This is a genomic window from Pseudomonas sp. SST3, from assembly GCF_003325755.1.
The window spans coordinates 1-3,652 of sequence record NZ_QORI02000162.1 but is presented as its reverse complement, the minus strand read 5'-3'; the positions used below and the strand labels follow the sequence as shown (position 1 = coordinate 3,652).

The 3,652-nt window shown below is 58.0% G+C and carries 5 protein-coding genes and 2 pseudogenes; 2 read left to right on the top strand and 5 right to left on the bottom strand.

Translation table 11 applies throughout. The features are described 5' to 3' along the window. The 4 genes and pseudogenes from ada to DQ405_RS25775 all read right to left on the bottom strand — a co-directional run. A partial coding sequence (gene ada, locus DQ405_RS25790) for a bifunctional DNA-binding transcriptional regulator/O6-methylguanine-DNA methyltransferase Ada (protein ID WP_168426444.1) occupies positions 1–881 on the bottom strand: 881 nt, incomplete at its 3' end. A 75-nt stretch (positions 882–956) separates the two neighbouring features. Then, a pseudogene (alkB, locus tag DQ405_RS25785) lies at positions 957–1,623 on the bottom strand (DNA oxidative demethylase AlkB). 3 nt (positions 1,624–1,626) lie between these two features. Further along, entirely contained in the window at positions 1,627–1,794 is a 168-nt protein-coding gene (locus DQ405_RS25780) for a hypothetical protein (RefSeq protein ID WP_014718516.1), read from the bottom strand. 26 nt (positions 1,795–1,820) lie between these two features. After that, entirely contained in the window at positions 1,821–2,123 is a 303-nt protein-coding gene (locus DQ405_RS25775; RefSeq protein WP_003191319.1) for a DUF1883 domain-containing protein, read from the bottom strand. A gap of 212 nt (positions 2,124–2,335) precedes the next feature. Between DQ405_RS25775 and DQ405_RS25770 the strand changes: the two are divergent. Further along, positions 2,336–2,685, top strand: a pseudogene (locus DQ405_RS25770) (hypothetical protein). Between the two features lie 144 nt (positions 2,686–2,829). Beyond that, complete coding sequence (locus DQ405_RS25765) at positions 2,830–3,060, top strand: hypothetical protein (RefSeq protein WP_003191314.1); 231 nt, start codon at positions 2,830–2,832, stop codon at positions 3,058–3,060. Positions 3,061–3,065: 5 nt separating this feature from the next. Here DQ405_RS25765 and DQ405_RS25760 read toward each other — a convergent pair whose 3' ends face one another. Continuing rightward, a complete protein-coding gene (locus DQ405_RS25760) occupies positions 3,066–3,347 on the bottom strand; it encodes a hypothetical protein (RefSeq protein WP_003191312.1) in 282 nt (93 codons plus the stop codon). Positions 3,348–3,652 lie beyond the last annotated feature (305 nt).

Sequence of the window (3,652 nt, the reverse complement as noted above, 5' to 3'; positions counted from 1 at the left end):
ATACGCTCGGCAATCTGCGCATAGCTGGCGGTGCTGCCCGCAGGGATTTCGCGCAACGCCTGCCACACCCGCTCCTGAAAGGCCGTGCCGCGCAGGTCCAAGGGCAAATCCAGGCCCACGGCAGGGGCCTCGACAAAGCCAACGACCTGGGCCACCAGTTGTTCGAACCCCTGATCCGCGCCGATCAACTCAGCCTTGGGAAACTGGTCTTGCAGGTCGCGCACCAGTTTGTCCGGATCATCACCCAATAAAATCGCACACACGCCACGTTGGCTTTGCGCCACCAGAATCGCCCCCAGCGAGCACTGGCCAACGGCAAAGCGGATGGTGTTATTGGCGCCGCCGCCTTTGTAATCTCGCGGTTTCATGCCGAGCACCTGGTCGGCGGCTTCATAAAAGCGGCTATTGGAATTAAAGCCCGCGTCGTACAGGGTGTCTGTCACCGAATGCTGGCCCTTGAGGCCGTCGCGCACTCTGCGCGAACGCAGGGCGCTGGCGTAACCCTTGGGGGTCAACCCGGTGTTGGCTTTGAATACGCGGTGGAAGTGAAACGGACTCAGCCCGGCGGATCGGGCGAGCGCGTCCAGGCTAGGCGGGGTTTCGGCTTGTTCGATTTGCCGGCAGGCTTCGGCCACTAACTGCCCATGGTGTGCAGCCAACTGCGTCTGGTCGCCGGCAGCGCGTTTACTGGGACGATAACCGGCGGCTTCGGCCTGCGCCGGCGTGTCGAAAAATTCGACATTCTCCGGGCGCGGCAAACGCGAAGCGCTGCTGGGGCGGCAATACACGCCGGTGGTTTTCACGCCGTAGACAAACAAGGCGTCAGCCTTGGCATCACGGGCAATAATGGCAGCCCAGCGCGGATCGTGTTCGTTGTTCATGGCCTGCACTCTTGACGGTTCAGGAGCAGATTAAGCCTGCCGCTCGTCATCGACACTCCGAAGCTTGCGGTCAAATTAGCCAGCGGTGCGAAAGGTCAGGTTGATGCGCTGCGGGCCCATGATCGAATGCAGGCCGTCTTTGATCGGCATCACGCCATGAAAGCGCAGGCGATCAACGCCGCCCCACACGACCACATCACCATGAAACAGCGAGACCTTTTTGGGTTTTGTCGCTGCGCGCATGGCCACCGAACAGGAAAATCGCCGGCAGCCCCAGGGACACCGAGACCACGGGCGCGCTGTAGTTGCGCTCGTTCTTGTCTTGGTGCAGGGACATTTTTCGCCCCCGGTACGTAACGGTTGATCAGGCAGGCATCGGGTAGAAAACCGCTGAAACCGGCCTCGATTGCCGCTGTCACGGCCAGTTGGCGCAACGTCTCGGGCATGGCGGGCCAGGGCTGCTGGTTGCGCGGGTCGAGTGGGCTGTAGCGATAGCCACGGGCGTCGGTGGTCCAGCCCAGCTCGCCGCAACTGCTCAGCGCCGCCGACATGGTAAAGCCGCCGGGGGTGACCATCTGCCGAAACGGTGATTGAGCCAGGACACGCCGCAGTTCAGGCAATAACCGCTCGATCCAGGGCAAGGCATAGCCCTCAGTACATACGACTCTTCGCCAATTTGCTCGCGCCCGGCAGGCTGTGGCAGGGCCTCATCGGCAAACAAATCGGCGGTAGGGCCTGGCATGGCTTACAGCGCCTTGCTCACGTTGATGTCGGTGATTTCGTCGCTGGCATCATGAATTTTTGCCAAGGCTTGCTTGGCTTCTTCGACGCTGTTGTTTTGCAACTGGGCAAATTCAAAGCGGCGTTCGCCGTTGAGCTTGTACTTGATGACGTATTTGGTTGTGGTGGTCACAGCTTTTTTCCTGTCAGGTGTTCGGGTCAGCTCAGCTTGCTGCTGGTACGACGAACGATACGAATCTTGTGGGACAACGCAGGCTTGCGGGTCACGCTGATGGCGCGACGGGTCACCACATCCAGGGTGATGTTCCAGAAGCCGGTGCTGGGCGCGGTGATCTTGGCCGGGAATTTATCAAATGCGCCGCCGTGGTAGGTATGGCGGCCGCCATTTTTGAAGCTGCGAAAGTTCGCATCGCTCATCAGGCGAATATTGCAGGTCTGCGAGCATTCGATGACGACAATGTCTCCCTCGTTGAGGTGCTCACGCTGGTGGATGAATTTCATGGGGTGTCTCCAGAAGGGCTTTTTCTGAAAAATCAGAACGATACGTAGGTTAAGATGGAGTTTATCAGCCCCAGCGCGTTTATTATCGGGCCGTCGTCGACGACTTCGACAATTTAAAACAGTTATTTACCGAGTTATCACAGATAAATCCTACGTTGGTGGGAGAAAATTACCATCCCCGCTGTCGTAGGGTCTTTATCGGAGGTTTTTGTATGAAGTGGAGTGTGTTGGTGCTGGCCTTGGCAATAGGTGGGTGTGCTTCGGTTGCAGATATCAAGCAGACCCCGCCAACATTGGTGGTCATCTCAGGGAAGAAGCCGCAGGAATATGCGGCGTGCGTGGTGCGCAAATTGGAGGCGACCCGTCGGCCGCCGCAGATCGAGCCCCATAAAGACGGCATTCAGGTGATCGTGCCGCAGAAGTTCTCGGCAGACCCGTCGGCGATCTTTGAAATTGAAGACCGCTCCAGCGGTAGCAGCATCAAGCTTTATGAAAGCATGTCCAATGTGCCCATCGCCCGGGCGACGTGAAGAAGGCAGGGGAAGAGTGCATTTCCGGTTGAGCCACAGGCCCACCCCTCAAACCCGATAAAAAAAGCCATCACCCTGCAGGACGGCCTGCATCCGTTAAACTGTCGGGCATTCACTACAAAGATGCCGCTCAAACCCTGGGTTTGAGCGGCATTTGTTTTTCTGGAAAGCCCGTTATGAAACGAGAACACGTCAAAGCCCGCCATGCCGAAGGGCAGATCTCGGCCACCCATGTCATCCAGAACCCCGCCGATCTGGGCGAGTGGATCGTGTTTTTCAAGAAGAGCGGCGGGCGCAGCTACTTCTTGGTGGACGAACAGGATGAGGTCGAATCATTTGCTCGCCTGGATGACTTGATCGAAACCCTGCGTGGCCTGGGGATCAAGTTCGCTGAAGTGCACCTGTAGCAGCGTTACTTGCAGACCACCACCACGCTACGGCCTTTGAAGTTGCCCACGTCCTGGCCCAGGGTCTTGTCGCTTTCCTTGAGTGCCGGCGTGCCATTGGTGCCAACGATGCGGTAACCGGTGCCGGCGCAGGATGCGTCCGCCTTTTCGTAGCAACTGGCCCATGAATTGGCCTCGCCCGAGCAGTCGATGGTCAAACCTTGTTCACCATTTTTCAGCAAGGTGTCGGAAGCGGTGGTGCAGCCGGCGAGTGCCAGTACTGCGGTCAGTGCCAGGATTTTTTTCATAAAGGTTCGTCATCGAGGGTATTGGAAGGGCGCGCTGACACTGTCGTGGCGTTGCTGAAGGTTATAGCGAACTGCCATCTAGGTACAGACAAACAAAAAAAAGCCCCGCTTAACGGGGCTTTCAAAGCGGTGCAACGAGGCTTACTTGGTTTTCGGCCGCTTGCTCGATGCATGGCCTGCCTCATCTACAAACACTTCGGCGACGGCGATCGCCATGCTTTCGGTCTCGAATACGCCGGCAACGCTGTCACCGTGAAAATTGATCAAGTGCCAGCCGTCCGCTCGCTTCGTGATCAGGTAGCCGT

Bases quoted from the DNA above. Each gene is read 5' to 3' on its own strand.
- DQ405_RS25765 (WP_003191314.1), top strand. From the start codon at position 2,830: ATGAAACGAGAACACGTCAAAGCCCGCCATGCCGAAGGGCAGATCTCG.
- DQ405_RS25760 (WP_003191312.1), bottom strand. From the start codon at position 3,347: ATGAAAAAAATCCTGGCACTGACCGCAGTACTGGCACTCGCCGGCTGC.
- DQ405_RS25775 (WP_003191319.1), bottom strand. From the start codon at position 2,123: ATGAAATTCATCCACCAGCGTGAGCACCTCAACGAGGGAGACATTGTC.